A 26,251-nucleotide genomic window follows, 5' to 3' on the forward strand; every position below is an offset into this window, starting at 1 on the left:
AAGGCGGGGTACAGCACCACACGCATCACACAGGAGGCCGCCGGTGAGACGAGCGCGCCCTGGGGCACCGCCCCGCGGGACTGCCGAACGCGCCCTGACCAGTGTCGAGGCCGGAGCCGACTTCGACGAGGCACGGGACAGGTCCACGGACACGAAGACCGAGACCACCACCGAGACACGGGAATCACGCGCCGAGGAGCGGCCCGTGTCCAAACTCTGGCACATCACCCTCAGCGTCTCCGGAGCGGAGTCGCCGCTGAAGGAGGTGCGGCGCGGGCTCGAACAGCTGGCCCACGACCACCCCTTCCTGCTGACCAGCCGCTACGCCAACGACCACGCCGAGATCCGGTACTGGGAGGAGGCCCGCGACCTCCACGACGCCGCGGCCGTCGCCCTGCGCCTGTGGGGCGAGCACCGGCAGACGGCCAAGCTGCCGCCCTGGGAGATCGTCGGTCTCGAGGTCATCGACCGCGAGACCTACCACCTGCGGATCGCGGAGGGCTACGGCCCGCCACCGGCCGCGCCGGTCGGCGTCCACCCCTACTGAGGGGTGTCTCGGAGTGCGGGATACGTGAGGGATGTCCGCAGGGGTGCCAGTACCCTGCGGGCATGACCTCGCTCACGCCCCTCGACAACCTCTCCCCGGTCACCCGGGCCGCCTACCGGGCCCGTGGCGCCGCCGCCGAAATCGCGCCACTCCCGCGCGCGGCCAAGGACGACGCCCTGCTGGCGATCGCGGACGCCCTCGAAGTCCGCACCGCCGAGATCGTCGAGGCCAACGCCGAGGACATCGCCAAGGCCCGTGCGGCCGGCACCGACGAGGGCATCATCGACCGGCTCACCCTCACCCCGGAGCGCGTCCGGGCCATCGCCGCCGACGTCCGTCACGTCGCCGCGCTGCCCGACCCCGTCGGCGAGGTCGTCCGCGGCTCGACCCTCCCCAACGGCATCGACCTCCGTCAGGTCCGCGTCCCCCTCGGCGTCGTCGGCATCATCTACGAGGCCCGCCCCAACGTCACCGTCGACGCCGCCGCCCTCTGCCTCAAGTCCGGCAACGCCGTCCTCCTCCGCGGCTCGTCCTCCGCGTACGCCTCCAACACCGCCCTGGTGAAGGTCCTGCGCGACGCCGTCGGCGGCGCCGGACTGCCCGCCGACGCCGTCCAGCTCGTCCCCGGCGAGTCCCGCGAGTCGGTCCGCGAGCTGATGCGCGCCCGCGGCCTCGTCGACGTCCTCATCCCGCGCGGCGGCGCCTCCCTCATCCGCACCGTCGTCGAGGAGTCCACCGTCCCGGTCATCGAGACCGGCACCGGCAACTGCCACGTCTACGTCGATGCCCACGCCGACCTCGACATGGCCGTCGACATCCTGATCAACTCCAAGGCCCAGCGGCCCAGCGTCTGCAACTCCGCCGAGACCCTCCTCGTCCACCAGGACATCGCCGAGGCCTTCCTGCCCCGGGCCCTCGACGCCCTCGCCGAGGCCGGCGTCACCGTCCACGCCGACGAGCGGGTCCTCGCCCACGCCCCGGCGTCCAAGGCCACCGTCGTACCGGCCACGCCCGAGGACTGGGAGACCGAGTACCTCTCGTACGACATCGCCGCCGCCGTCGTCGACTCCCTCGACAAGGCCGTGGAGCACATCCGCATGTGGTCCTCCGGCCACACCGAGGCGATCGTCACCACCTCGCAGGCCGCCGCGCGCCGTTTCACCCAGCTGGTCGACTCCACCACGGTGGCCGTGAACGCCTCCACCCGGTTCACGGACGGCGGGCAGTTCGGTTTCGGCGCCGAGATCGGCATCTCCACGCAGAAGCTCCACGCCCGGGGCCCCATGGGGCTTCCCGAACTGACCTCGACCAAGTACATCGTCACCGGCGACGGCCACGTTCGATAACCGCCTCCTTCCGGGACGGGCGGGGAGGGTTCGCGCTCTCCCTGCCCAAAACCGGCTCCCGGGTCTACTCTGAATCCGTGCCGGACGACGTGGGGGGCACGCCGTTCCCGGACGGCGGCGACCCTGAGGACTCTGTCGACCGCGGAGGCGCCGACGAGGACTACGCCACCGTGGTCTTCGACGAGGCCTTCGTGCGGGCCGCCACGGTGCACGAGCCCACCGCGGTCGAGCGACTCCTCGCCGCCGCCCAGGCCCGAGCCGAGGCCGAATCCGCCCGGGCCCGCGCCGGCGGCGGATCCATCGACGACGACCCGTACCCGGACGGCTACGACCCCACGGGCCTCACCTACGAGCCCGACGACATCGGGGACGACGCCAGCCCCTACGGCCGCCACGGCGGCGCCCTGCGCCCCTACCGGGGGCGCGCCCGCTGGCACCGGCCCGTCGCCTGGCTCCTGGCCCTCCTCATGGGCATCGGCATGGTCGCCCTCGCCTTCAGCGCCGTCTACCGCGGCGCCGTCGCCAACCGCCAGGACCGGATCCCGGCGCCGGCCACCACCGGCGTGGACACCCCGAACCCGGCCCCGGCCCCGCCCGCGGCCCACGGTTCCCCGGTCCCCGCGGCCCCTCGTACACCCTGACGGCGGAACTCTTCAGAAGTTGTCGCACACCTGGGCGTTTACCGGAGCCTCCGCGGACCTACCCTGAAGGTATGGCAGGGCGTGGCGACCCGCCTGAGGGGACACCCGAGGGTCTCCCCGGCGGTGGTGAGGACGAATACCGATCCGTCGTCTTCGACGAGGCGTTCGTCCGTGCTGCCCGCCTCCAGGAGTTCTCCGCCCAGGAGCGGATGGGGGAGTACGCCCAGGCCGTCAGGTCCCGGGCCTCCAGAGAGGGCCGAACCGGCTCCCGCCAGGCCGTCCTGCTGGTCCTGCTGATCCTCCTCGCCTTCGGCACCGCCATCTACCTGGGCGTCCGCAACCCGTACCAGCCCCCCGTCGACCAGCGGGCCGAACCGCTGCGGACCACCGTGGTCCCGCTCGCCCCGCAGGGCACCGTCCCGGGCGGCCGGCCGGATCAGCTCTTCTCCCACAGCCCGGCCGCCGAGTACCGCACGGGAGCCGCCGGCATCAATCTGCCCGTCGTCGGACGCACCTCCCACTTCGCCGAGAGCCAGGTCGTCGCCGCCCTCAGCATCGCCAAGGACTACCTCGTCGCCTCCTCCCTGGCGCCCGACACCCTCTCCGGGACGACCGTGCGGCCCGTCCGGCTGCTGCTCGACCCGGATCAGCTGGAGCAGTTCGACCGGAGCGTCGAGTCGCCGGCCGACGACGGACAGCACGCCCTCGCCGGCTGGCTCGTCCGCTTCGACCCGCGACAGGTCGCGCTCGCCGACCCCGGCACCCGCGTGCAGGGCACGCTCCGCTTCGAGGAGTCCGGTCCTGACACGCTGGACGTCACCGCCGACCACACGTACACCTACGCCCTGCGTCCGGCGACCGGGGGTGTGGGACCGGTCACCGCGGCCTCGCTCTTCACCGTCCATCGCGTCGTGCACTTCCGCTTCGACCGCGAGGACCTGCGCATGCACCGGGCCGAGCTGCTGGCCAGCACGGTGGAGGCCGGACCGCAGGCGTGCGGCCCCGGCTCCACCGGCACCCTGAAGCCGCTCCTGGCCGGCGCGCGGGCCCCGGAGGCGGGCGGGCCGGCGGTCACCGACCCGTACGCCACGGCCAGGCCCGCGGCCCCGTCCCTGTGCGGAGCGCTGGCGCCGAGCGCTCAGCCCTCGCCCTGACCGTCCCCGGTCCCGCCGTCGCTCTTGCCGTCGGCCTTGCCGTCCGCGGCCCCGGTCCCCGGCTTGCCGTCGGTGTCCTTGGCGCTCTGGCCGCCGCTGAAGCGGTTGCGCAGTCGCCCGCCCAGGTCGCCCGCGAGGTCACCGGCGCCACCGGCTATGTCCCCGACCAGCTTGATCAGCGGATCCTTGCTGGTCCGCACCGTCTCCGCGTAGTGGTTGGCCGACTCGCGGAAGGAGTCCGTGACCGAGGTGTCCTTGTCCTCGGAGCGCCGCGGGTAGTGCCCGTCCATGATCCGCTGGTGATCGCGGCTCTCCGACCACTTCTTCAGCTCGGCGGCCCGGACGGTGGTGAAGGGGTGCGAGCGGGGCAGCACGTTGAGGATCTTCAGGACCGAGTCCCTCAGGTCGCCGGCCTTCTCGTACTCGTCGGCCTGGGCGAGGAACGCGTCCACGTTCATCTCGTGGAGGTGGTTGCCGCCGGCGATCTTCATCAGGCCGCGCATCGAGGCCTGCACGTCCTGTCCGACGAGGAGCCCGGCCCGGTCGGCGGAGAGCTCCGACTTGCGGAACCACTCGCGCAGCGCCGTCACGATGGCCGTGATCGCCACGGTCCCCAGCGGCACCCAGGCGATCTTGAGCGCGAGGCTGGTGAGGAACAGCAGGATCGTGCGGTACACGGCGTGGCCGGAGAGCGCGTGCCCCACCTCGTGGCCGATGACCGCCCGCATCTCCTCCTCGTCGAGCAGCTCCACCAGGCCGGTGGTGACCACGATGATCGGCTCGTCCATGCCGATGCACATCGCGTTGGGCTTGGGGTCCTGCGTGACGTACATCGACGGGACCTTCTCCAGGTCCAGGATGTAACAGGCGTCCCTCAGCATGTCGTTGAGCTGACTGAACTGCGCGTCGCTCACCCGGACGGAGTCGGAGAGGAAGAGCAGTCTCAGGCTGCGCTCGGGGAGGAGTCCGCTGAGTGCCTTGAAGGCCGTGTCGAAGCCGCTGAGCTTCCGCAGCGCGACCAGCGCCGAGCGGTCGGCCGGATGTTCGTAGGCCCGCGAGGAGATGCCGGGGAACCGCTTTCGCTGCCTGCTCGGCACGTTCCCCTGGTGGTTCTCGGTCATGGATGCCCCCTGTTCGTACGAGTCGGTGCTCGTCCCCCTGACGGAACCCAGCCTAGGCGGTGGCGCTACCGTGTGCCGGGGCCTGTGGATAACTCGGGCACCGTGGACCAGCGAGGAGCACGACCGACATGCCGGACACCATCGACGCCGCCGCGGCCCTGCTCGCGGCCGCCGAACCCGTGGGCCTGGGGAACACCCTCCGGATCGTGCTCGTCGCCTCGATCGTGGGCGGCGCCCTGCTCGCCTGGTTCCTGCTGCGCGGCTACCGCTCCGACGACACCGGTACGCCCGCCGAAGCCGACACCGGCGCCGACATCAGCACTGACGACGCCAACGCCTGAGTCGGCGTGAGACTGTCCGGACGGCCCGCATACGATGTGCGCGAAGTCTCCGCTCCCATTCCCGATCGATAGGTCCTGTTGACGATGAGCCTCCACAGCACCGCCGCCAACCTGGTCACGCTCGCCGAGGGCGCTGCCGAGCACGGTGGCAACCACGACAGCCTCAACCCGTACCTCACCGGCTTCGGCGCCTTCGGCGCGCTGCTCCTGCTGCTGTGGATCACCACGCGCTTCAACCGCGACCGCTGATCCGACGACCGCCGATCCGGCGTCAGCCGCGGTGCCAGTAGGCTCTGCACGCATGGGAGAGCAGGAAGTGTCTACCGGCGGCCGCGGCAAACGCCGACTCGGCGTGATGGGCGGAACGTTCGACCCGATTCACCACGGTCACCTGGTGGCCGCCAGTGAGGTGGCCGCCCTGTTCCACCTCGACGAGGTGGTGTTCGTGCCGACCGGGCAGCCGTGGCAGAAGGGCCACAAGGCCGTGTCGGCGGCGGAGGACCGCTACCTGATGACGGTCATCGCCACCGCGTCCAACCCGCAGTTCTCGGTCAGCCGGATCGACATCGACCGACCCGGCGCGACCTACACGATCGACACGCTGAGGGACCTGCGCTCTCTCAACAGCGACTCGGACCTCTTCTTCATCACCGGGGCCGACGCGCTGTCGCAGATCCTCACCTGGCGCGACGCCGAGGAGCTCTTCTCGCTCGCGCACTTCATCGGCGTCACCCGGCCGGGCCACGACCTCACCGACGACGGACTGCCCAAGGGCGGGGTCTCGCTGGTCGAGGTTCCCGCGCTCGCGATCTCGTCCACCGACTGCCGGGCGCGGGTCGCGCAGGGCGATCCCGTCTGGTATCTCGTCCCGGACGGTGTGGTGCGCTACATCGACAAGCGCCAGTTGTACCGCGGCGAGTGAGCTTCGGGGAGGGCCACCGGTGAACGACCAGCAGAATCCGTACGACCCGTACTATCCGCAGCCGCAGATCATCGGCTACGACGCGTACGGGCAGCCGGTGTACCAGCAGCCGCAGCCACCGCAGCAGCCCGGTCAGCAGTATGACGACCCGTACGGCGGTCAGCAGCAGGCGCAGCAGCAACAGCAGGCGTACGGCTACGACCCCTACGCCCAGCAGCAGCCCGTCCAGCCCGCCCAGCAGCCGCCGTACGACCCGTACGGGCAGCAGGGCTACGCCTACCCCTCGTACGACACCGGGCAGCAGTGGGCCGCGCAGGCCGAGCCCGCCCCCGTACAGGCCACGCAGGCGATGCCGACGACCCAGGCCATGCCGACCGCCCAGGCGGTGCAGGCCGCACCGTCGGCTCCGGTGGCTCCGGCCGGTGTTCCCGGGCAGCGCCCCGCGTCCGAGCGGCCCGGCCCGGCGCGGCAGGGCGACGACGACCGGGAGTACCGCACCGAGCAGTTCTCGTTCATCGAGGAGCCCGACGAGGACTCCGAGGACGTCATCGACTGGCTGAAGTTCACCGAGAGCCGCTCGGAGCGGCGCGAGGAGGCCAGGCGGCGCGGCCGCAACCGGATCGTCGCGCTCGTCGTCGTCCTCGTGCTCGCCGCCGCGGGCGGTGTCGGCTACCTCTGGTCCGCGGGGATGCTCCCCGGCAGCTCCGCCCCGGAGCAGCAGCAGGGCACGGCGACCGGCCCGCAGAAGCGCGACACGATCGTCGTCCACCTCCACGACACGAGGGGCGGCGGGACCTCCACCGCCCTGCTCGTGGACAACACCACCACCAAGCAGGGCACCACCGTCCTGCTCCCCAACTCGCTCGCCGTCGCCGACGGCGAGGGTTCCGCGACCACCCTCGGCAAGTCCGTCGAGGACGACGGTTCGGGCGGCACCCGCGAGGCGATCGGCAACCTCCTCGGCGCGAAGATCACCGGTACCTGGCGGCTGGACACCCCGTTCCTGGAGAACCTGGTCGAGCTGGTCAGCAGCATCGAGGTCGACACGGACACGGCCGTCCCCGACACGAAGAAGGGCGCGCCGCCGCTCGTCGAGAAGGGCGAGAAGCAGACCCTGAACGGCCGCGCGGCCGTCGCCTACGCCACCTACCGCGCGCCCGGCGAGGCCGAGGCCAAGCAGCTCCAGCGCTTCGGCCAGGTCATGAACGGGGTGCTGCGGAAGATCTCCGACGACCCCAAGGCCGCCACGGTCACCGTCGAGTCCCTGGTCCAGATCCTCGACCCGTCGCTCCCCGAGAAGGACCTCGGCGCCTCCCTCGCCAAGCTCGCCGAGCACGCCAAGAGCGGCGCCTACAAGACGGCCCTGCTGCCGGTCGAGCAGGACGGCACGCTGGCCGAGGGCGCGAGCGACAGCGTCGTGAAGGACATCCTCGGCGGCAAGGTCTCCGCCCCCGAGGCGGGCGACGTGCCGCGGGTCTCCGTGCGGGACGGCTCCGGCAAGGAGGCGACCGAGTCGGCCCGGATCGTCCTGATCAACGGCGGGTACGCCTTCATCGGCGGCACCGACGCGGAAACCCAGGAGAAGTCGCAGGTCGTCTACGGTGACGAGGCCCAGAAGGTGACGGCCGCCGAGGTGGCCAAGACCCTGGGGCTGCCGGCCGGCTCGGTCCAGAAGGGCAAGCCCACGGGAACCGCCGCCGTGACCGTGGTCCTGGGCCAGGACTACAAGGTCCCGAAGGCCCGGTAGAGCCCCCCGGATAAACGTTGGCGGGGTCGTCGGCGGTCCGTGAGACCCTGGAGGGGTACTGGACCGCCGACGAAAGCCTGCTTGTGACCGCTACGGATCGCTCCATCGAGCTCGTCAACGCCGCCGCTCTGGCGGCCGCCGACCGGCTCGCTCACGACATCATCGCGTACGACGTCAGCGATGTGCTGTCGATCACCGACGCCTTCCTGCTCGCCTCCGCGCCCAACGACCGCCAGGTCAAGTCGATCGTCGACGAGATCGAGGAGCGGCTGAACAAGGACCTCGGCGCCAAGCCCGTGCGCCGCGAGGGCGACCGCGACGCCCGCTGGATCCTCCTGGACTACGTCGACATCGTCGTCCACGTCCAGCACAGCGAGGAGCGTGTCTTCTACGCCCTCGAGCGCCTGTGGAAGGACTGCCCCGAGCTCCCGCTGCCCGAGGAAGCCCTGAAGACGCGCGGCAAGGCCGCCGAGCACGCCGCCCTGACCGGCGCCGACATCGACGCCGGGTCCGGCCTGCCCGAGGGACCGGACGGTGAGCTGAGCTGAGCACCACCAAGGGCGGCATCGGCCGCCGCATCGTCCTCTGGCGTCACGGCCAGACCTCCTGGAACCTCGAGCGCAGGTTCCAGGGGTCGACGGACATCGAGCTGACGGAGGCCGGTGTCGCCCAGGCGCGCCGGGCCGCCCGGCTGCTCGCCGCGCTGAAGCCGGACGCCATCGTGGCCTCCGACCTGAAGCGGGCGTCGGCCACCGCCGCCGAGCTCGCCGCGCTCACCGGCCACACCGTCGACCACGACTCCGCCCTGCGCGAGACGTACGCGGGGGAGTGGCAGGGGCTGACCCACGACGAGATCGTCGGCCGGTACGGCGACCAGTACGCCGCGTGGAAGCGCGGCGAGCCTGTGCGCCGGGGCGGCGGCGAACTGGAGACCGAGGTGGCCGACCGGGCCGCTCCGGTGGTCCTGGAGCACGCCGACAAGCTCCCCGAGGACGGCACGCTCGTCGTCGTGAGCCACGGCGGCACGATCCGCACCACCATCGGCCGGCTCCTCGGCCTGGAGGCCCAGCACTGGGAGAGCCTGGGTGGGCTCTCCAACTGCTGCTGGTCCGTCCTCGGCGAGGGCGCTCGTGGCTGGCGCCTGATGGAGCACAACGCCGGCACGCTGCCCGAGCCGGTCCTCGGCGACGACGACTGAGGCACGTGAGCGGCCTGCCGGACCCGGATTTCGCTTTCCGGCAGGTCACAGGCTAAAGTTCTTCTTGTTCGCAGCGCAGAGCGCGAAGAACACGAGGGGCTATAGCTCAGTTGGTAGAGCGCCTGCATGGCATGCAGGAGGTCAGGAGTTCAATTCTCCTTAGCTCCACAGTCACCGAATCCCGTCCCCAACAGGGGGCGGGATTCGTCGTTTCAGCCCAGCGCGCGGATCGCGCGGCGGCTCTCCTCGTCGTTGGGCGTGTACGTCACGATCCGGCACTCCGGCATCCCGTTGACGGACAGGGAGACCGAGGTCATCCGCATCTCGCCGACCGCGTCGTGACGGAAGGTCTTCACCCGGGTCCCGGGCGGGACGACGTCGCCGCTCCTCCAGAGCCGCGCGAAGAGAGGGCTGGCCTCCGCCAGACGCCGTACGAACGCCTCCCAGGAGGGCTCGCCCACGTGCCGTCCGTACGCGCCCCGCAGCTGGGCCACCATCAGCGGCAGCTCCTGCTCGCGGTCGACCAGGGGACATATCGGCTCCGGCGCGGTGAACAGCGCCCACAGCACGTTGCGTAAACCGAACGGGCCCGTGTCCAGGGTGCTTCCGTCCCACAGGAAGAGCCGCTCGTACGTGGTGTTCGTCGCCAGCACGTCGTACCGCGCGTTGTAGAGCACCGCCGGGTGCGGGTCCAGGGCGTCGAGGATCCCCTGGATCTCGGGGCTGACGACCTCGACGTCAGGGGCCGTGCGCTCCGGGGCGTACGGCACCTCGGCGAGGTGGTAGAGATGCTCGCGCTCGGGCCGGTCGAGGCGGAGCGTGCGGGCGACGGCGTCGAGCACCTGCGCGGAGGCGTTGATCGGACGGCCCTGTTCGAGCCAGGTGTACCAGGTCACCCCGACGCCGGAGAGCTGGGCGACCTCCTCGCGGCGCAGCCCCGGTGTGCGGCGCCGGAATCCCGGCGGCATGCCGACGTCCTCCGGTGTCACCCGGGCTCTGCGGCTGCGCAGGAACGCGGCCAGCTCAGGCCGTCGGCGCGGCTGGGTCGGTACAGCTGCCAAAGTCGTCACACCCCCATGGTCGAGTCCCCGTGCCGCCGTTGCCAGGTGGTGTCAGTACCAGCATCAGCGGGCTCTCGTTACCCGTATCGGACCGAGGTCACTCTCGTCGTATGCCCTCGACCACAACACGTCCCACACCCAGTAAAGACCGTGCCACCGACAATCGCCCCGGACCGCTGCTCGGAGTGGTGCTGGCCGCCCAGTTCATGGCGCTCCTCGACGTCTTCATCGTCAACGTCGCCGCCCCCACCATCCGCACCGAACTCTCCGCGTCCGGAGCCGGACTTCAGCTCGTCGTCGCCGGATACACCATCACCTACGCGGTGCTGCTCATCACCGGGGCCCGGCTCGGGGACCTGCTCGGCCACCGCCGGATGTACCTCGGCGGCCTCGCCCTCTTCACCGCGGCCTCCCTGGCCTGCGGACTCGCCGCCGGAACCGGCCAGTTGATCGCCTTCCGGCTCGTCCAGGGCGCCGGCTCCGCCCTGATGCTCCCGCAGGTGCTCAGCCTCATCCAGCGGAACTTCACCGGCGAGAGCCGGGTCCGGGCGCTCGGCGCGTACTCCGCGGTCCTGGCCACCGGCGCCGCCGCCGGCCAGGTCGTCGGCGGCATCCTCGTCAGCGCCGACCTGTTCGGCACGGGCTGGCGGCCGGTCTTCCTCGTCAACGTCCCGATCGGGATCGCCCTGCTCGTCCTCGGCGCCCGGATCCTCCCCCGCGACGCCCGTACCGGGCCCGAGCGGACCCGTGGCCTCGACCTGCCGGGGCTGCTGCTCCTCGCGGCCGCCGTGTCCCTGCTGACCGTCCCCCTGGTCCTCGGGGAGGAGCAGGGCTGGCCGCTGTGGTCGTGGGTCTCGCTCGGCGGCTCCGCGGTGCTCCTCGCCGTGTTCGGCGCGTACGAGTCGGGGCTGGCCCGGCGCGGCGGCGCGCCCCTCATCGCCCCGCGCGTCCTGCGCGTGCCCGGCATGGGGCGGGCCGTCGTCCGGATCGCCGTGGCGATGGGCGTCAACGCCGGGTTCCTGTTCACCCTCACCCTGCACTTGCAGGGTGGGCTCGGCCACAGCGCCCTGCGCGCCGGACTCACCTTCGGTCCCGCCGCCGTCGCGTTCGGCGTCGTCGGACTGACCTGGCGGCGCTGGCCGGCCCGGACGCAACGCATGCTTATCCCGGGCGGATTCCTGCTCGCGGCCGTCGCCCTGCTCGCCCTCGGACTGTCCCTCGGGGACGGCGGCTCGGGTGGCTGGATGCTCTATCCGGCCCTGTGCGGCGTGGGCGTGGGCATCGCGCTGGCCTTCAGCCCCGCCCTGACCGGCGCGCTGGCCACCGTACGGCCCGAGGACGCGGCGGACGCCAGTGGACTGCTCGCGACCGTCACCCAGCTCGGCCAGCTCATCGGAGTCGCGGCCTTCGGCGCCCTCTTCCTGGGCCGGGTGACGGTTCCCGGAGCGCAGGCCTCCGCCGACGCGCTGTGGGCGACCACCCTGGCCCTGGCCGCCGCGGCGGTCGTGGGCGCCGTGGCGGGGCTGCCCAGGCGAGCGCGCTGACCCCCTTGCGGGGCCATGGCAGAATCGGACGGCCGGAGGGGGACGAGGATCCGGACGGGAGGGTGACCCAAGTGCTCGGCGACAACGGCAGGGTGTCCTATGGGTGCACGGCCTGCGGCCACAGCTGGAGCTGACTGATGGGTGCACACAGGCGGAAGTGCGACTGGTGCGGCAGCGGTACGCCCATCGTGCGCGACATGGACCCCGTCAACCCCGAGTTCCAGTACTGGTGCGAGGAGTGCGCGCGGGCGCTGATCATAAAAGGCGACCCCATCGAGACGTACCGCGAGCTGGAGGGGGAGCCGATCTACGGCCGGCTCCTCGACGAGCACTGCACCCTCAAGAGGTTCTACTCCTTCGCCAGAGCCTGAAGCGGCGCCTCGGCCGGAGCTCGAGCCGGGGCCCCGGCCTGAGCCTGGGGCGGCGCCTGACGCCGCAGGGTCAGCACGTACCCCACGAGCAGCGCCGTCGCGGTGAGCGGATAGACGGCGGAGAGCAGCATCTGTCCCGCGTTCTGGTCCAGTTCGGGACGGCCCGGGTCGTGCGGCACCCACCACAGCGCGAACGACGCGAAGGCCACGGCCACCACACCGGTCACCGGCCACGCGCGCGTGGCGCGGTCCGCGAGCAGGATCAGCAGCGGCACGCACCAGACCCAGTGGTGGGACCACGAGATCGGGCTGATCATCAGCGCCGTGAACGCGCAGATGACCACGGCCACCGCCTTGTCGCCGCGGACGGCGGCCCGTACCGCGAGGACCATCGCCGCACCGCCCATGACGGCGGCGGTCAGTACCCACCAGATGCCCGGGGAGTCCGTGTGCATCAGCCGGGCCAGGACACCGCTGATGGACTGGTTGGCGGTCTCCTCGGCGAAGCCGACCCGACCGGTCGCGAAGAGCGTCTCCGTCCAGAACTTCTTCGAGTCCGCCGGCAGGGCCAGCGCCACGGCCAGCGTCGTCGCCAGGAACACCCCGGTCGCCGTCGCCCCCGTGCGCAGCCACTGGTTCCAGGCCCGGTCCCGGCGCCACAGCAGCAGACCGGCGGCGAGCAGCAGGACCACGAAGAGTCCCGGTGTGAGCTTCACCGCTGTCGCGAGGCCGATGCCCAGACCGGCCCAGCGGCTGCCCTGGCGGCGGGTGAGGTCCCAGAGGACCGCCACCGCTATGAGCAGGTTGATCTGGCCGTACCGCAGCGTCGTCCACACCGGCTCGCACCAGACCACGGCCGCGGCGACCCACAGCGTCGTACGCCACAGGTCCGTCCGGGACAGCGCCGGACGGACCAGCTGGAGCGACAGCTGGACCAGGGCGATCACCAGGAGCAGGTTCCCCGCGGTCGCGAGCGTCCGCATCACCGGGACGCTCACCAGGGTCAGCGGGACGAACAGCAGGGCCGCGAAGGGCGGATACGTCATGGCGAGGTTCGCCGAGGTGGCGCGCATCGCGTAGAGGTCGCCGCCGGCCCGCACCGTCTCGCCCTCGGCCCGGTAGACCATCACGTCGAGCATGTTCACGTGGGCGAGGCGTTGCGCCACCCAGAAGGCCGCGAACGAGAGCAGACAGACCGCCGCGGCGGTGACCAGGGGCCACGGCCGGGCGCGGGTTTTGGAGAGCACGGAGACGGACACAGTCGGCGACCCTACCCGGCAGGTCGGAGGGGGTCGGAGAATCGATTTGGAGTTCTGCCGGGGAGCCGGTTAATGTTCTGTCTGTCGCCGCGAGGGAAACCGAAACGGAGACGGAAAACAGCAAGGGGCTATAGCTCAGTTGGTAGAGCGCCTGCATGGCATGCAGGAGGTCAGGAGTTCAATTCTCCTTAGCTCCACAGAAAAGGAAGCGGGTCACCCGGATCGGGTGGCCCGCTTCTTCGTGTGTCCACGCGTGGAACGCCGGTGCGGCTCGCGCGGGCGCTGCGGTACCCTGGCGCCATGCGTGCCGTACGCCTCCTGCTTACCGAGCCGCGCTGATCAGTCCCGGCGCATGACTGTCGTCCCGTCGACCGTCATCCCGCCGGAGTCGGCGCGGCGTCCCCTCCTGTGCGAGGGGATTTTTCGTTTAACGGCAGTTCGTGGCAGTGGGCAGAGACGATCGATGGAGCTTCAAGGACCATGACCGAGATCAATACGACCGCCGAGACGGCGGCCCCGCATCGCTACACGGCAGCCATGGCCGCCGACATCGAGGCACGCTGGCAGGACTTCTGGGACGCCGAGGGCACCTACGAGGCGCCGAACCCCTCCGGTGACCTGGCGGGCGACCCCGAGGTCGCCGCCCAGCCCAAGAAGTTCATCATGGACATGTTCCCGTACCCCTCGGGTGCGGGCCTGCACGTCGGTCACCCGCTGGGCTACATCGCCACGGACGTCTACGCCCGCCACGCGCGCATGACCGGCCACAACGTGCTGCACACCCTGGGCTTCGACGCCTTCGGCCTGCCGGCCGAGCAGTACGCCGTGCAGACGGGCACGCACCCGCGCGTGTCCACCGAGGCCAACATGGAGAACATGAAGGTCCAGCTGCGCCGGCTGGGCCTGGGCCACGACAAGCGCCGGTCGTTCGCCACGATCGACCCCGGGTACTACAAGTGGACCCAGTGGATCTTCCTGCAGATCTTCAACTCCTGGTACGACGACGAGGCCGGCAAGGCCCGTCCGATCGCCGAGCTGATCGAGCAGTTCGAGAACGGCACGCGTGAGGCCCCCGGCACGCGCGCGTGGAGCGAGCTGAGCGCCGCCGAGCGCTCCGACGTCCTGAGCGAGTACCGCCTGGCGTACGCCTCCGACGCGCCCGTCAACTGGTGTCCCGGCCTGGGCACGGTCCTGGCCAACGAGGAGGTCACCGCCGACGGCCGCTCCGAGCGCGGCAACTTCCCCGTCTTCAAGTCCAAGCTGCGCCAGTGGAACATGCGGATCACCGCCTACGCGGACCGCCTGCTGGACGACCTGGACGCGCTGGACTGGCCCGAGGCCATCAAGCTGCAGCAGCGGAACTGGATCGGCCGCTCCGAGGGCGCCCGCGTCGACTTCCAGGTCGGCGACACCGGTGCGATCACGGTCTTCACCACCCGCCAGGACACCCTGTTCGGCGCCACCTACATGGTCCTGGCGCCCGAGCACGATCTGGTCGAGAAGATCGTCCCGGCCGTCTGGCCCGAGGGCACCCACGACGTGTGGACCGGCGGGCACGCAACGCCGTCCGAGGCCGTCGACGCCTACCGCAAGCAGGCCGCTTCCAAGTCCGACGTCGAGCGGCAGGCCGAGGCCAAGGACAAGACCGGTGTCTTCACCGGCGCGTACGCGACCAACCCGGTCAGCGGCGAGCGGGTCCCGGTCTTCATCGCCGACTACGTCCTGATGGGCTACGGCACCGGCGCCATCATGGCCGTCCCGGCGCACGACACCCGCGACTTCGCCTTCGCGCGCGCCTTCGAGCTGCCGATGCGCTGCGTCGTCGAGCCGTCGGACGACCGCGGCACGGACCCGTCGGTCTGGGACGACGCCTTCGCCTCCTACGAGGCGAAGCTGGTCAACTCCGCCAACGGTGAGATCTCGCTGGACGGCCTGGGCGTCGTCGACGCCAAGGCGAAGATCACCTCCTGGCTGGCCGACCGCGGCATCGGCGAGGGCACCGTCAACTTCCGGCTGCGCGACTGGCTGTTCAGCCGCCAGCGCTACTGGGGCGAGCCCTTCCCGATCGTCTACGACGAGGACGGCGTCGCGCACTCGCTGCCCGAGTCGATGCTGCCGCTGGAGCTGCCGGAGGTCGAGGACTACTCGCCGCGGACCTTCGACCCGGACGACGCGAACACCCAGCCGGAGACCCCGCTGTCCCGCAACGAGGACTGGGTCAACGTCACCCTGGACCTGGGCGACGGCGCCGGTCCGCGGAGTTACCGCCGCGAGACCAACACCATGCCCAACTGGGCCGGCTCCTGCTGGTACGAGCTGCGCTACCTGGACCCGCACAACTCCGAGAAGCTGGTCGACCCCGCCGTCGAGCAGTACTGGATGGGCCCGCGCGAGGGCATGCCGACCGGTGGTGTCGACCTGTACGTCGGCGGCGCCGAGCACGCCGTGCTGCACCTGCTGTATGCGCGCTTCTGGTCCAAGATGCTGTTCGACCTGGGCCACATCTCCTCGGCCGAGCCGTTCCACAAGCTCTACAACCAGGGCATGATCCAGGCCTTCGTCTACCGGGACGCCCGCGGCATCGCCGTGCCGGCGGCCGAGGTCGAGGAGCGGGACGGCGCCTTCTGGTACGAGGGCGAGAAGGTCAGCCGCGTCCTGGGCAAGATGGGCAAGTCCCTGAAGAACGCGGTGACGCCGGACGAGATCTGCTCCGAGTACGGCGCCGACACCCTGCGCCTGTACGAGATGGCGATGGGTCCGCTGGACGTCTCGCGTCCCTGGGACACGCGCGCCGTGGTCGGCCAGTACCGGCTGCTGCAGCGCCTGTGGCGCAACATCGTCGACGAGTCGACCGGTGAGGTCACCGTCGTCGACACCGCCGCCGACGAGGACACGCTGCGTGCCCTGCACAAGGCGATCGACGGTGTCGCGCAGGACATGGCGGCCATGCGCTTCAACACCGCCATCGCCAAGGTCACCGAGCTGAACAACCACCTGACGAAGACCGGTGGCGCGCTGTCCCGGCCGGTCGCCGAGCAGCTGGTGCTGCTGGTCGCCCCGCTGGCCCCGCACATCGCCGAGGAGCTGTGGCGCAGGCTGGGTCACACCGAATCGGTCGTCCACCAGGACTTCCCGGTCGCCGACCCGGCGTACGTCGTCGACGAGACCGTGACCTGCGTCGTGCAGATCAAGGGCAAGGTCAGGGCCCGCCTGGAGGTCTCCCCGTCGATCACGGACGCGGAGCTGGAGGCGCTGGCGCTGGCCGACCCGCACGTGGTCGCGGCGCTGGGCGGCGCGGAGATCCGCAAGGTGATCGTGCGCGCGCCGAAGCTGGTCAACATCGTCGCCTGACGGCACATAGGGGTTTTCCCTAGGGGCAGGTTGGGGGTTCCGATGGAACCCCTGGCCTGCCCTTTCCGTTTACGGTGGAGAGACCACAGTCGTGGGGACTCGACGGATGCCGGAGGGGCGGACATGGAAGCCGCGATTATCACGATCATGGCGCTGCTCTTCTTCGCCTTCGTGGCGCTCGGGGTGTACGCCACCGTGAAGGTGGCCAAGGCCGCCAAGCGCGGGGTGGACCGCACCCTGGACCAGGCCCGGCGCACCGTGGAGGACACCACGCTGCGGGCCAAGAGCTTCGGCCAGGCCGGGGTCGCGGGCGAGCTGGCCAAGCTGCGGCTCTCCCTGCGCACCTCGATGCGGGCCACGCAGGAGGCACTCCAGGCGGGCGTCGGCGAGGACGCCTCGCTGAAGGAGTCGCTCGACCTGTTCCACCGGCTCAGCGCGCACGGGCTCGAACTGGACGACGACCTGAAGCGCATGGAGCGCGAGCCCGACAAGGCGTGGGTGGCCGGACAGCTTCCCGAGCTCACGCGGCGGACGGAGCAGATCGCGGGGTCGGCCGACGCCCTGCGCCGGGCCGCCCGGGACCGGGCCCTGAAGTTCTCCGAGGACGACCTGTCGTCGCTGAGCGCCCAGATCGACGTCGAGGCGGGCGCCCTGCGCCACTGGGACACCCCGGAGGCGGCGCCGGAGACGCGTGCGGCGGAAGGGTGGGGGAGCCCCGCCGGGGCGGCCGGCTCTGCGACCGGTCCTGCTGCCCGTCCTGCGTCCGGACCTGGGGCAGGTTCTGCGGCCGGGGGCGAGCCGCCCGCGATCACGGCGCGTGATCCCCGGCGGACCGCCTACCCGTGGGAGAAGTCGGCGCGCCCGGAGACGACCACCTGACCGACGGCGCGGCGCGTCGTGTCGCCGTGCTTCGTCGTGCCCGTGCCTGGTGGCGCTGTGCCTGTGGTGCCGTAGGAGACGCCGGGGGCGTCCGGCGGGGGGCCGGGCTGCCGCGCCGCGGCTCCGGCGGGTAACCTCCCGCTCATGTCCCGGCATGTCGCGATCGTCACCGATTCCACGGCCTACCTGCCACCCCAGACGAGGGATCGGCACGCCATCACGACGGTCCCGCTGACCGTCGTCATCGGCGACCGCGCGCTGGAGGAGGGCACCGAGATCTCGGCCCGGTCCCTCGCCGAGGCTCTGCAGAAGCGGCGGCCCGTCACCACCTCGCGACCGAGCCCCGAGACCTTCGCCGCGGCCTACCGCGAGGCGGCGGAGGCGGGGGCGCGGGGAGTCGTCTCGCTCCATCTGTCCGCCGAGGTCTCCGGGACGTACGACGCCGCCGTGCTCGCGGCGAAGGACGCTCCCGTGCCGGTGCGCGTGGTGGACACCCGCATGGTCGGCATGGCGCTGGGCTTCTGTGCCCTGGCCGCGGCGGAGGTCGCGGAGGCGGACGGCTCGCTCGACGAGGTCGTCGCTGCGGCCGAGAAGCGCGTCGCGGGAACCTCCGCCTACTTCTACGTCGACACGCTCGACTATCTGCGCCGGGGCGGGCGCATCGGCACCGCGCAGGCGCTGCTCGGCTCCGCGCTCGCGGTGAAGCCGCTCCTCGAACTCGACGGCGGGCGGATCGAGCTGCGCGAGAAGGTGCGGACGGCCTCGAAGGCCATCGCCCGCCTGGAGGAGATCGCCGTGGAGCGGGCCGGATCCGGCGCCGTCGACATCGCCGTGCACCACCTCTCCGCGCCGGAACGGGCCGCCGTGTTGGCCGACCGGCTCAGGGAGCGGATCCCGGGCATCGAGGAACTCCACGTCAGCGAGGTGGGGGCCGTCATCGGCGCGCACACGGGACCGGGGCTTCTCGCGGTCGTCGTCTCGCCGCGCTGAGCGCGTCCGTCCCCCACGGGAGTGACGGAGATATCCACAACCGGAGGCTTGTCCACGGGACTTGAGTGAGTCCCGCACAGGGCGGTCGTGCTCTCTACCGTCACGAGCATGGCTCTTCGTACACGTATCGCATCGATCACCACCACCCGAGTCGCGGACAGGCCGGGAGCTCCGACGAGCGGGCCCGGCAGGGCGCCGGGTTCGGACGGGCGCAGCCGCCCGGGAGGGCGCGGCGTGCCTCCTGGGCGGGCCCGGGGGCGCGCCCGGGTGCGCCGGGTCGCCGAGGTGCCCGGGTCCGTCGTGCGGCGGCGGGGGGACGCCCTGTTCCCACCGGTGGCACGGCCGGCGCCGTCGGTACCGTCGGCGCCGTCGGTCGGGTCCGAGACGCCGGAGGCGCCGGAGCGTGGTTCTCCGGTACGGCCCCGGGGGCGGCTGGCTGCGGCGGTGCGGGAGCGGACTCCGGTGTGGGTGCAGACGCGGTGCGGTCTCGAACCGAGGGCTCTGGCCGCGCTGACCGTGATTCTGCTCGTGGCCGCGGGCCTCGCGGGCGGGTACTTCTGGACGGGGCGGCCGGAGCCGGTGCGGGCCCCCGAGGTCGTCCGTGCCGCCCCCGCGGCGGCCACGCCCGCCGCGCCCGTGTCCGGGGGGCAGGCGCGGCCGGGTAGCGAGCAGGGGCCGCCGCCTGGAGTGGGTGGGGCAGGCGGGGCGAAGGTGGTCGTCGACGTCGGCGGCACGGTGCGCAGGCCCGGAGTGCTGACCCTGCCCGCGGGCTCGCGGGTGGCGGATGCCCTGCGGGCCGCGGGCGGGGCGAAACCCGGGGCCGATCTCACCGGGATCAACCGGGCCCGCGTCCTCATGGACGGCGAGCAGGTCCTCGTCGGGCTGCCGGGGGTGGCCGTCGGCGGTGCCGGTGCCGGGGCCGGGGCCGGTGGGCCGGGGGCGCCGCTGAGTCTCAACGCGGCCACCGTGGAGCAGCTCGACACCCTGCCCGGGGTCGGTCCCGTCCTCGCACGGCACATCGTCGACCATCGCGCGGAGCACGGCGGCTTCCGGTCGGTGGCCGAGCTGCGGGAGGTCAACGGCATCGGGGAGCGCCGGTTCGCCGACCTCGAAACGCTGGTCCGGCCGTGAACCGGGCCGGGGCGGAGGGGCCGGCCGATCTGCGGCTCGTTCCCCTCGCGGTGGCGGCCTGGGCGGCCGCGGCCTGTGCCGTGGGCGTCACCGGGTGGTGGGCGGTGGTCGGTGTCACGGTCTGCCTGGTGGGCGCTGTCCTCCTGCTGGTTCCGGCCCTGGCCCGGCGGCTGGGCGGCGCGGGAAGGGAGCCGGACGGGCCGGGGACGTCCCCGGCGGCGCCCGGGTGGAGGTTGCGGGCGACCGCGTGCGCGGGGGTCCTGCTCTGTGCGGCGGCCGGGGCGGCCTCGGCGGGGCTGCACGCGGCGGATCTGCGGCGGGGTCCCGTGCCGGCTCTGGCGCGGGAGTACGCCCGGGCGGAGGTGGAGGTCACCGTCACCGCCGATCCACGGCTCACCCGGCCCCGGGTGCGGGGCAACGCGATGGCGCCGGTCTCGGTCGTCCTCGACGGCGAGGTGACCCGCGTCGAGCGGTCGGACGGTGCGGTGCACCGGACGCGCGCGCCGGTGCTGCTGATCGTGCCGCCGGGGGAGGGGCGGGAGGAGTGGCTGCGGCTCCTTCCCTCGACCCGGCTGCGGGTCGGAGCTCGGCTGGCGCCGCCGTTGCGTTCCGGTGATCCGTTCGCCGCGGTGCTGAAGGTCGACGGGGCGGGTCCGCCCCGGATCGTGGGGCCGCCGAGCGCGCCGCAGCGCACGGCGGGCGAGTTGCGAGCCGGGCTGCGGAGGGCGACCGAGGGGCTCGCTCCGGATGCGAGGGCCCTGTTGCCGGGCCTTGTCGTCGGGGACACGTCCAGGATCGGGCCGGACCTGCGGGACGCCTTCGAGGCCACCGACCTCACGCATCTCCTCGCCGTCTCAGGTAGCAATCTCTCCGTCGTCCTGCTCCTGCTCATCGGGCGTCCCGGGAGGGCGCACCAGGTGGAGAGGGGCGGGCTCGCTCCCCGGATCGGGCTCTCGCTGCGGGCGACCGCGGTGGCCGGGGGAGCGCTGACGCTGGCCTTCGTGGTGGTCTGCCGGCCCGATCCGAGCGTGTTGCGGGCGGCGGCCTGCGGGCTCGTCGTGCTCCTGGCGATCGGCACCGGGCGCCGGAGATCGCTGATCCCCGCGCTGGCCGCCGCCGTCCTGCTCCTGGTGCTCTACGACCCCTGGCTGGCGCGGAGTTACGGGTTCCTGCTCTCGGTGCTGGCCACCGGGTCGCTGCTGACGGTCGCCCCGCGGTGGAGCGAGGCGCTGCGGCGGCGCCGGGTGCCGGGGCGGCTCGCGGAGGCGCTGGCGGCGGCGCTCGCGGCGCAGGCGGTGTGTGCGCCGGTGGTGGTGGTCTTCGCCGCCCGGGTGAGTCTGGTGGCGATCCCGGCGAACCTCTTCGCCGAACTGGCGGTCGCGCCCGCGACGGTGCTCGGCTTCGCCGCGCTCGCCCTCGCGCAGGTGTGGGAGCCGGCCGCGGTGGGGGCGGCGTGGGCGGCGGGGTGGCCGGCCGGGTGGATCGCGGGCGTGGCCCGTGCGGGCGGGGAGCTGCCGGGGGCCCAGTTGGCCTGGCCGGGCGGGTGGTGGGGCGGGCTGGCCCTGGCGCTGCTCACGGTGCTCGTCCTGCTCGGAGCGCGCAGACTGCCGCACCGGGGGTGGATCGCCGGGCTCGTCGCCGCGCTGCTCCTCCTCGTCGTGGTGCGGCCGGTGCCGTTGGCGAGGTGGGCCACCGGGTGGCCGCCGCCGGGCTGGGTGTTCGCGATGTGCCAGGTGGGGCAGGGGGACGCGACGGTGCTGGCGGCGGGTGGTGACGCGGCCGTCGTGGTGGACGCGGGACCCGATCCCGTACCGGTGGACCGTTGTCTGCGGGAGCTCGGGGTGCGGCGGGTTCCGTTGCTGGTGCTCACGCACTTCCACGCCGACCATGTGGCCGGGCTGCCGGGGGTGCTGCGGGGGCGGTCGGTGGGGGCGATCCAGACCACGGGGCTCGAAGAGCCGCCCGCCCAGGCCGCGTTCGTGCGGCGGACGGCGGCCGCCGCGCGGGTGCCGTTGGTCCGTGCGCAGCCGGGGGAGCATCGGAGGGCCGGGGCCCTGGAATGGTGGGTCCTGTGGCCGCCGGCGGGTTCCGGCGGGCCGGTCGACGGGTCGGCCGGCGGGGCGAACGACGCCAGTGTCACCCTCCTCGTCCGGGCCGCCGGAGGGCTGAGTCTGCTGCTCCTGGGCGACCTCGAACCACCGGCTCAGCGCGCGCTGCTGAGGAGCAGTCCGGGGCTGGGGCCGGTGGACGTGCTCAAGGTCGCCCACCACGGGTCCGCGCACCAGGATCCGGGGCTGATACGGGCGGCGCGGCCTCGTCTCGCGCTGGTTCCGGTGGGAAACGACAACCCGTATGGGCATCCTTCACCCCGGACGCTGGAGGCCCTGCGGGCCGGCGGGGCGCGGGTGCTGCGGACCGACCGGGACGGGGCGATCGCCGTGGTGGGGGCGGGGCGCGGGCTCGTGGCCGTACCGAGGGGAGCGTGAGTCGTCGGGGCGGAGGGTGAGCCATCGGAGTGAGAGGGCGAGCTTCATGTAAAGAAACGCTTGTAAAGAAGTCTTTCTAAAGATACCTTTCCATCATGCCGGAGATCAGCGAACCGCGACCCGAGGGCGAGCAGCCCCGCAGCATCCGCCTCACCGACCCGCGCGCCCTGCGGGCCTACGCCCACCCCCTGCGGATGTCCCTGGTGGGACTGCTGCGCAGCAGCGGACCCTTCACCGCCACCAAGGCCGCCGAGCTGACCGGTGAGTCCGTGGCCAGCTGCTCCTATCACCTGCGGATACTCGCCAAATACGGCCTCGTGGAGGAGGCGCCGGGGGGTCGGGGGCGGGAGAAGCCCTGGCGGGCCACCGCGCGGTACACCGAGTGGCCCGAGTACAGCGAGGACGCCACGGTCACGGAGGCCGCCGACGCGCTCATGGGCGCCGTCGCCGAGCGCTACTTCGAGCGGGTCACCCGGGCCATGGAGCGCCGGCACACGCTGCCCAAGGAGTGGCGCGAGGCCGAGCGGTTCAGCGACTCGCTGCTCTACCTCACCCCCGAGGAGCTGACCGGCCTGGGAGAGCGGATGAGCGCACTGCTCCGGCCCTACGAGGGGCGCGAGTCCGACCCGTCCCTCAGGCCCGAGGCCGCCCGGGCCGTCAGCATCCTGCACATCGCCTACCTGGAGCAGGACCTCCCCCACCGCCGAGAACAAGAAGAGGAGTGAGCGAGATGGCCCTCGTGGAACGCATACCGGCACTGCTGCGCGAGCGGACCTTCCGCCGCTACTGGACCGGACAGACCGTCTCGCTCGTCGGGGACCAGATCTCGCTCATCGCCCTCCCGCTCGCCGCCGTCCTGATCCTGGGCGCCGACGCCGCCGAGATGGGCTGGCTCAAGACCGCCGAACTCCTCCCCGCCCTCCTGCTCAACCTGCCGCTCGGTGCCTGGGCCGACCGGCAGGCCCGCCGCAGGCGCGCCATGATCGCGGCGGACCTCGGGCGGGCGGCGCTCGTGCTGACCCTCCCCGTGGCGTACGCGCTCGACGCGTTGACGCTCGGTCAGCTGTACGCGGTGGCCTTCGGGATCGGTGCCCTCACCGTCCTCTTCGAGGTCTGCAACGCCACGCTCCTCGTGGCACTCGTGCCCACCGACCGGTACGTACAGGCGAACGCTCTGGTCAACGGCAGCCGTTCGATGTCCTGGCTCGCGGGACCCGGCATCGGGGGCGTCCTCGTGCAGGTCCTCACCGCGCCCTTCGCCCTGGTCGCCGACGCCCTCACCTACGTGGTGTCGGCCGGATACCTGGCCCGGATCAAGGCGGTCGAACCCCCGCCTGCCCCCGTGGTCAAGGGGCACTTCACCGAAGGACTGCGCTGGGTGCTCAAGAACCCGTCGATGCGCGCGCTGTTCGCCTCCTCCGGCACGGTCCAGTTCTTCAACTACATGTTCCACACCCTCTTCGTGCTCTACGCGACCGCCGAACTCGGCATCGGCGCCGGACTGCTCGGCCTGATCCTCGGAGCCGGAGCGGTGGGCGGACTCATCGGAGCCGCGTGCAGCGGGGCGGTCGTCCGGCGGATCGGCATCGGTGCCTCGCTCGTCGTCGGCTTCCTCGGGTTCACGCTGCCCCTGCTCCTGATACCCCTGGCCGACGGGCCGCTTCCGCTGGTGGTGGCGGTGCTGTTCGTGGCCGAGTTCCTCTCCTGCGTCGCCGTGATGATCGTGGACATCGCCGCGGGGTCGTTCCAGATGGCGGTGATTCCCGACGCCGTACGAGCCCGGGTCATGGGCGCGTACCGCACGCTCAACCACGGCTTCCGGCCCCTCGGCGCGCTCGTCGGAGGCCTGCTCGGCACCGCGATCGGGCTGCGCCCGACGCTGTGGATCGCCACCGGCGGAGCCGTGCTCGCCGTGCTCTGGCTGCTGCCTTCGCCGCTGGCACGGATGCGTGAACTGCCCGTGACCGAGCAGGAGTCGACGCCCGTCGGGGCCGCGTGAGCATGCGGGAGGAGCGAGACTGTCGGTATGACCACTGAACCGGACGCCCCCACCCCGACGGCGCCTGCCCACTCGGACGCCGACGCCTACCTGGCGCGGATCGGTGCCCGGCGGCCCGCCCGTGCGGACGGCGCCGCCCTGCGCGAGCTGCACGTGCGGCACCTGCTGAGCGTGCCCTTCGAGAACCTCTCGATCCACCTCGGCGAGGACATCGTCCTGGACGAGAAGGCACTGGTCGACAAGGTGGTCGCCGGCCGCAGGGGCGGCTTCTGCTACGAGATCAACACCACGTTCGCCGTCCTGCTGCGGGAGCTCGGTTACCGGGTCTCGCTGCTCCAGGCGCGCGTCATCGACGGGGAGGGGAAGCTCGGGATCCCGTACGACCACATGGCGCTGCTCGTGGAGACGGCGGACGGGGAGCGATGGCTGGCCGACGTCGGCTTCGGTGACCACAGCCACCACCCGCTGGCCTTCGACGAGCGCGGGGACCAGGCGGACCCGGGTGGGGTGTTCCGTATCCAGGAGGCCGCCGGTGGCGATGTCGGCGATCTGGATGTGTTGCGGGACGGGAAGCCGCAGTACCGGCTGGAGGTGCGGCCCCGCGAGCTCGCGGACTTCACGGCCGGCGCCTGGTACCACCGGACCTCGCCGGACTCGCACTTTCCGCGGTCCCTCGTCTGCTCCCTGCTCACGGAGGAGGGCCGGATCACCCTCAGCGGCCGCAAGCTGATCACCCGTGCCCACGGGGAGCGCGTCGAGCGGGTGCTCGACGGGGACGAGGAGGTGCGGGGCGCGTACCGGGACCTGTTCGGCATCGTGCTCGGCGAGCTGCCGGTCGTCGAGAAGCGGAATGCCTAATTCGGACCCTCGGTAACACTTGGCTCGTTTGCCTCGAACGCCTCAACGGTGATCGAATGCGACTTCGTTGCATAGTGAACGAGTCATGCGGGGGTGCGTGAAGAATGTTCGATCGTCTCTTCGGGAAGCGGGCGGCGGGGGCGGCGCGGGGCGGCCCGCTCGCCGGTCTCGCGGTGCCCGCCTCGGCGGGCGTGCTGACCTGCCGGGTCATCGACCCGGTACACGAACCGGTCCGGCAGGCCGAGTTCGTCCTCAGTGACGGCGCGGGCCGCAAGGTGCTGGGCGGGGAGACCGACCCGTACGGCACGGCGCTCGCGACCGTACCGGCGGGCGAGTACCGGCTCGCGGTCACCGCCGAGGGCTACACGCCGTACCACGGCAGCGCCGTCGTCACCGAGGGCGGACACACGGGCGTCGGCGACGTCCTGCTCCAGGTCGCGCCGCAGCCGCAGCTCCCGGAGCCGGGTGACTGGGAGATCGACCCGACGCACTCGCAGATCGGCTTCACCGCCCGCCACATCGGCCTCGCGCGGATCCACGGCCGGTTCAACAGCTTCGCCGGCGCGGTGCGGATCGCCGACCGCATGGAGCAGTCGGCGATGCACGTCGTCATCGACGCGGCCTCCATCGACACCGGGGTGCAGATGCGCGACGACCATCTGCGCTCGGGCGACTTCCTCGACGTCGGCGTGTACCCGACGCTGGAGTTCTACAGCGAGCGCTTCGTCCACCGGGGCGGTAACCGCTGGGCCGTCACCGGGGCGCTCACCCTTCACGGAGTGAGTCGCACGGTGACGCTCGACACCCGGTACCTGGGCCTCGGGAACGGCCTTGAGGGCGAGACGCGGGGGGCCTGCCGGGCCACCACCGAGCTGCACCGGGAGGACTTCACCCTCACGTGGCAGACGCTGCTCGCGCGCGGGATCGCGGCCGTCGGGTCCAGCATCAGCATCGACCTCGACATCCAGATCGTGCCCAAGACCGCGTAGAAGGCCGCGCCAGGGGTTACGGGGCTTCCAGCCAGCCCTCGTACTCGGCGGCGAGGTCGTCGAGCGCCGCCGCGTCGAGCCGGCCGTCCGGGTCCTCGACGACCACCAGCCACTGGGCGTCCTCGGCGTCGTCCTCGCCGGCCAGGGCGTCGCGGACGAGCTGCGGGGCCTCGGCCACGCCGAAGCGGTCGGGGAGTTCCTGGGCGACCTCCTCGGCGGAGTCGCGGTCGGGGAGTACCAGTACGTGTCGTCGTTCGCTCACCGCGCCATTCTCGGGCATGGCCGGAGGACGCCGGCGTCGGGCATGGCTGTCAGT

Annotated in this window: 25 protein-coding genes and 2 tRNA genes; 23 read left to right on the forward strand and 4 right to left on the reverse strand. The window is 72.2% G+C overall.

From position 1 onward, the window contains the following. The first annotated feature begins 43 nt into the window (after positions 1–43). The 4 genes from ACFC0G_RS22570 (at position 44) to ACFC0G_RS22585 (ending at position 3,688) form a co-directional block, all read left to right on the forward strand. Positions 44–547, forward strand: coding sequence for a hypothetical protein (locus tag ACFC0G_RS22570; RefSeq protein WP_376405949.1), 504 nt, complete (start codon positions 44–46; stop codon positions 545–547). 62 nt (positions 548–609) lie between these two features. Continuing rightward, the gene (locus tag ACFC0G_RS22575; RefSeq protein ID WP_376405951.1) at positions 610–1,893 is read left to right on the forward strand and encodes a glutamate-5-semialdehyde dehydrogenase; all 1,284 of its coding nucleotides are present in this window, start codon (positions 610–612) and stop codon (positions 1,891–1,893) included. A gap of 77 nt (positions 1,894–1,970) precedes the next feature. Further along, positions 1,971–2,534 (forward strand): hypothetical protein, encoded by a 564-nt coding sequence (locus ACFC0G_RS22580; protein WP_376405953.1) that lies wholly within the window; start codon positions 1,971–1,973, stop codon positions 2,532–2,534. Positions 2,535–2,605: 71 nt separating this feature from the next. Further along, entirely contained in the window at positions 2,606–3,688 is a 1,083-nt protein-coding gene (locus ACFC0G_RS22585) for a hypothetical protein (RefSeq protein ID WP_376405955.1), read from the forward strand. Here ACFC0G_RS22585 and ACFC0G_RS22590 read toward each other — a convergent pair. After that, the gene (locus ACFC0G_RS22590; RefSeq protein ID WP_376405957.1) at positions 3,673–4,809 is read right to left on the reverse strand and encodes a M48 family metallopeptidase; all 1,137 of its coding nucleotides are present in this window, start codon (positions 4,807–4,809) and stop codon (positions 3,673–3,675) included. The two genes, ACFC0G_RS22585 and ACFC0G_RS22590, sit on opposite strands and share 16 nt — an antisense overlap. 128 nt (positions 4,810–4,937) lie before the next feature. On the opposite strand from ACFC0G_RS22590, the gene ACFC0G_RS22595 reads away from it, so the two are divergent. The 7 genes from ACFC0G_RS22595 (at position 4,938) to ACFC0G_RS22625 (ending at position 9,185) form a co-directional block, all read left to right on the forward strand. Continuing rightward, entirely contained in the window at positions 4,938–5,150 is a 213-nt protein-coding gene (locus tag ACFC0G_RS22595) for a hypothetical protein (RefSeq protein ID WP_376406264.1), read from the forward strand. Between the two features lie 84 nt (positions 5,151–5,234). After that, positions 5,235–5,399, forward strand: coding sequence for a hypothetical protein (locus tag ACFC0G_RS22600; protein WP_099054282.1), 165 nt, complete (start codon positions 5,235–5,237; stop codon positions 5,397–5,399). A 52-nt stretch (positions 5,400–5,451) separates the two neighbouring features. Next, entirely contained in the window at positions 5,452–6,072 is a 621-nt protein-coding gene (gene nadD, locus ACFC0G_RS22605) for a nicotinate-nucleotide adenylyltransferase (RefSeq protein ID WP_024756717.1), read from the forward strand. A gap of 19 nt (positions 6,073–6,091) precedes the next feature. Continuing rightward, positions 6,092–7,819 (forward strand): LCP family protein, encoded by a 1,728-nt coding sequence (locus ACFC0G_RS22610; protein WP_376405960.1) that lies wholly within the window; start codon positions 6,092–6,094, stop codon positions 7,817–7,819. Positions 7,820–7,902: 83 nt separating this feature from the next. Continuing rightward, positions 7,903–8,367: a ribosome silencing factor gene (gene rsfS, locus ACFC0G_RS22615; protein ID WP_024756719.1), complete on the forward strand. Its 465-nt coding sequence runs from the start codon at positions 7,903–7,905 to the stop codon at positions 8,365–8,367. Continuing rightward, on the forward strand, positions 8,364–9,017 hold the full coding sequence (locus ACFC0G_RS22620) for a histidine phosphatase family protein (protein ID WP_376406247.1): 654 nt from the start codon (positions 8,364–8,366) through the stop codon (positions 9,015–9,017). Before rsfS ends, ACFC0G_RS22620 begins: the two co-directional genes overlap by 4 nt. A 95-nt stretch (positions 9,018–9,112) precedes the next feature. Continuing rightward, a tRNA-Ala gene (locus ACFC0G_RS22625) sits at positions 9,113–9,185 on the forward strand. A 44-nt stretch (positions 9,186–9,229) separates the two neighbouring features. On the opposite strand, the gene ACFC0G_RS22630 is transcribed toward ACFC0G_RS22625, so the two are convergent. Beyond that, positions 9,230–10,087 carry a helix-turn-helix transcriptional regulator gene (locus tag ACFC0G_RS22630; RefSeq protein WP_376405962.1) on the reverse strand — a complete coding sequence of 286 codons (858 nt, stop codon included), beginning with the start codon at positions 10,085–10,087 and terminating at the stop codon, positions 9,230–9,232. A gap of 179 nt (positions 10,088–10,266) precedes the next feature. On the opposite strand from ACFC0G_RS22630, the gene ACFC0G_RS22635 reads away from it, so the two are divergent. Continuing rightward, entirely contained in the window at positions 10,267–11,622 is a 1,356-nt protein-coding gene (locus tag ACFC0G_RS22635) for an MFS transporter (RefSeq protein ID WP_376405964.1), read from the forward strand. Positions 11,623–11,759: 137 nt separating this feature from the next. Next, the gene (locus ACFC0G_RS22640; RefSeq protein ID WP_024756723.1) at positions 11,760–11,993 is read left to right on the forward strand and encodes a hypothetical protein; all 234 of its coding nucleotides are present in this window, start codon (positions 11,760–11,762) and stop codon (positions 11,991–11,993) included. On the opposite strand, the gene ACFC0G_RS22645 is transcribed toward ACFC0G_RS22640, so the two are convergent. Next, positions 11,972–13,252, reverse strand: coding sequence for a glycosyltransferase 87 family protein (locus tag ACFC0G_RS22645; RefSeq protein ID WP_376405966.1), 1,281 nt, complete (start codon positions 13,250–13,252; stop codon positions 11,972–11,974). The genes ACFC0G_RS22640 and ACFC0G_RS22645 overlap by 22 nt on opposite strands. 124 nt (positions 13,253–13,376) lie before the next feature. On the opposite strand from ACFC0G_RS22645, the gene ACFC0G_RS22650 reads away from it, so the two are divergent. From ACFC0G_RS22650 to ACFC0G_RS22695, 10 genes are all read left to right on the forward strand, one after another. After that, a tRNA-Ala gene (locus ACFC0G_RS22650) sits at positions 13,377–13,449 on the forward strand. Positions 13,450–13,732: 283 nt separating this feature from the next. Next, entirely contained in the window at positions 13,733–16,603 is a 2,871-nt protein-coding gene (gene leuS, locus ACFC0G_RS22655) for a leucine--tRNA ligase (RefSeq protein ID WP_376405968.1), read from the forward strand. A gap of 123 nt (positions 16,604–16,726) precedes the next feature. Next, on the forward strand, positions 16,727–17,482 hold the full coding sequence (locus ACFC0G_RS22660; protein ID WP_376405970.1) for a hypothetical protein: 756 nt from the start codon (positions 16,727–16,729) through the stop codon (positions 17,480–17,482). Between the two features lie 144 nt (positions 17,483–17,626). Further along, on the forward strand, positions 17,627–18,472 hold the full coding sequence (locus tag ACFC0G_RS22665; RefSeq protein ID WP_376405972.1) for a DegV family protein: 846 nt from the start codon (positions 17,627–17,629) through the stop codon (positions 18,470–18,472). Positions 18,473–18,934: 462 nt separating this feature from the next. Further along, a complete protein-coding gene (locus ACFC0G_RS22670; protein ID WP_376405974.1) occupies positions 18,935–19,603 on the forward strand; it encodes a helix-hairpin-helix domain-containing protein in 669 nt (222 codons plus the stop codon). Continuing rightward, positions 19,600–22,089, forward strand: coding sequence for a ComEC/Rec2 family competence protein (locus tag ACFC0G_RS22675; RefSeq protein WP_376405976.1), 2,490 nt, complete (start codon positions 19,600–19,602; stop codon positions 22,087–22,089). Before ACFC0G_RS22670 ends, ACFC0G_RS22675 begins: the two co-directional genes overlap by 4 nt. Positions 22,090–22,184: 95 nt before the next feature. Continuing rightward, positions 22,185–22,814: a winged helix-turn-helix domain-containing protein gene (locus ACFC0G_RS22680; protein ID WP_376405978.1), complete on the forward strand. Its 630-nt coding sequence runs from the start codon at positions 22,185–22,187 to the stop codon at positions 22,812–22,814. A gap of 5 nt (positions 22,815–22,819) precedes the next feature. Next, a complete protein-coding gene (locus tag ACFC0G_RS22685; RefSeq protein ID WP_376405980.1) occupies positions 22,820–24,088 on the forward strand; it encodes an MFS transporter in 1,269 nt (422 codons plus the stop codon). 27 nt (positions 24,089–24,115) lie between these two features. Then, entirely contained in the window at positions 24,116–24,946 is an 831-nt protein-coding gene (locus ACFC0G_RS22690) for an arylamine N-acetyltransferase (RefSeq protein WP_376405982.1), read from the forward strand. 104 nt (positions 24,947–25,050) lie between these two features. Further along, complete coding sequence (locus ACFC0G_RS22695; protein WP_376405984.1) at positions 25,051–25,935, forward strand: YceI family protein; 885 nt, start codon at positions 25,051–25,053, stop codon at positions 25,933–25,935. A gap of 16 nt (positions 25,936–25,951) precedes the next feature. On the opposite strand, the gene ACFC0G_RS22700 is transcribed toward ACFC0G_RS22695, so the two are convergent. Then, entirely contained in the window at positions 25,952–26,215 is a 264-nt protein-coding gene (locus ACFC0G_RS22700) for a hypothetical protein (RefSeq protein WP_376405986.1), read from the reverse strand. Positions 26,216–26,251: the final 36 nt, after the last annotated feature.

It is taken from the genome of Streptomyces sp. NPDC056169 (genome assembly GCF_042268445.1).
Classification (GTDB): Bacteria; Actinomycetota; Actinomycetes; order Streptomycetales; family Streptomycetaceae; genus Streptomyces.

What these genes read in the sequence shown, in the direction of transcription:
- ACFC0G_RS22585 (WP_376405955.1), top strand. Translation starts at nt 2,606, where the DNA reads ATGGCAGGGCGTGGCGACCCGCCTGAGGGGACACCCGAGGGTCTCCCC.
- ACFC0G_RS22680 (WP_376405978.1), top strand. Translation starts at nt 22,185, where the DNA reads ATGCCGGAGATCAGCGAACCGCGACCCGAGGGCGAGCAGCCCCGCAGC.
- ACFC0G_RS22640 (WP_024756723.1), top strand. Translation starts at nt 11,760, where the DNA reads ATGGGTGCACACAGGCGGAAGTGCGACTGGTGCGGCAGCGGTACGCCC.
- leuS (WP_376405968.1), top strand. Translation starts at nt 13,733, where the DNA reads ATGACCGAGATCAATACGACCGCCGAGACGGCGGCCCCGCATCGCTAC.
- ACFC0G_RS22590 (WP_376405957.1), bottom strand. Translation starts at nt 4,809, where the DNA reads ATGACCGAGAACCACCAGGGGAACGTGCCGAGCAGGCAGCGAAAGCGG.
- ACFC0G_RS22685 (WP_376405980.1), top strand. Translation starts at nt 22,820, where the DNA reads ATGGCCCTCGTGGAACGCATACCGGCACTGCTGCGCGAGCGGACCTTC.
- ACFC0G_RS22700 (WP_376405986.1), bottom strand. Translation starts at nt 26,215, where the DNA reads ATGCCCGAGAATGGCGCGGTGAGCGAACGACGACACGTACTGGTACTC.
- ACFC0G_RS22665 (WP_376405972.1), top strand. Translation starts at nt 17,627, where the DNA reads ATGTCCCGGCATGTCGCGATCGTCACCGATTCCACGGCCTACCTGCCA.
- ACFC0G_RS22575 (WP_376405951.1), top strand. Translation starts at nt 610, where the DNA reads ATGACCTCGCTCACGCCCCTCGACAACCTCTCCCCGGTCACCCGGGCC.
- ACFC0G_RS22690 (WP_376405982.1), top strand. Translation starts at nt 24,116, where the DNA reads ATGACCACTGAACCGGACGCCCCCACCCCGACGGCGCCTGCCCACTCG.
- ACFC0G_RS22595 (WP_376406264.1), top strand. Translation starts at nt 4,938, where the DNA reads ATGCCGGACACCATCGACGCCGCCGCGGCCCTGCTCGCGGCCGCCGAA.
- ACFC0G_RS22660 (WP_376405970.1), top strand. Translation starts at nt 16,727, where the DNA reads ATGGAAGCCGCGATTATCACGATCATGGCGCTGCTCTTCTTCGCCTTC.
- nadD (WP_024756717.1), top strand. Translation starts at nt 5,452, where the DNA reads ATGGGAGAGCAGGAAGTGTCTACCGGCGGCCGCGGCAAACGCCGACTC.
- ACFC0G_RS22695 (WP_376405984.1), top strand. Translation starts at nt 25,051, where the DNA reads ATGTTCGATCGTCTCTTCGGGAAGCGGGCGGCGGGGGCGGCGCGGGGC.
- ACFC0G_RS22600 (WP_099054282.1), top strand. Translation starts at nt 5,235, where the DNA reads ATGAGCCTCCACAGCACCGCCGCCAACCTGGTCACGCTCGCCGAGGGC.